We start from the raw sequence: 542 nt of genomic DNA on the forward strand, positions 1-542 counted from the left end.
TGACAAATAAAGACGTGGGCGCCGACAAATGGTTTTCGAGGTGGCAAAAAGGGGGCCAAGCCCCCTTTTTGCTTACTGAGTCAACGCCAGGGGCGTCGATTACTCAGCTGCAGCCTGAGTTTCTTCAGCTGCGAATTCTACAGTACCGCCAGCAACGTTGTTGCGGCCGCGGATAACTGCGTCAGCCATCGAACCCATGTACAGCTGGATAGCGCGGATGGCGTCATCGTTGCCTGGGATGATGTAGTCAACGCCTTCCGGGCTGCTGTTGGTATCGACAACGCCGATGACCGGGATGCCCAGCTTGTTGGCTTCGGTGATCGCGATGCGCTCGTGGTCAACGTCGATCACGAACAGTGCGTCTGGCAGACCGCCCATGTCCTTGATGCCGCCCAGCGAACGATCCAGCTTCTCAAGATCACGGGAGCGCATCAGCGCTTCTTTCTTGGTCAGCTTGGCGAAAGTACCGTCTTCGGCTTGAACTTCAAGGTCACGCAGACGCTTGATGGAAGCACGAATGGTTTTGAAGTTGGTCAGCATGC

Annotated in this window: 1 protein-coding gene; it reads right to left on the reverse strand. The window is 56.1% G+C overall.

Translation table 11 applies throughout. From position 1 onward, the window contains the following. Window positions 1–99: 99 nt before the first annotated feature. Window positions 100–542: 30S ribosomal protein S2 (gene rpsB / locus J5M71_RS26915; protein WP_207838548.1), on the reverse strand; the 443-nt coding region annotated here is incomplete at its 5' end.

The organism is Pseudomonas sp. 43(2021), assembly GCF_017490805.1.
In the GTDB taxonomy this organism is placed as follows: Bacteria; Pseudomonadota; Gammaproteobacteria; order Pseudomonadales; family Pseudomonadaceae; genus Aquipseudomonas.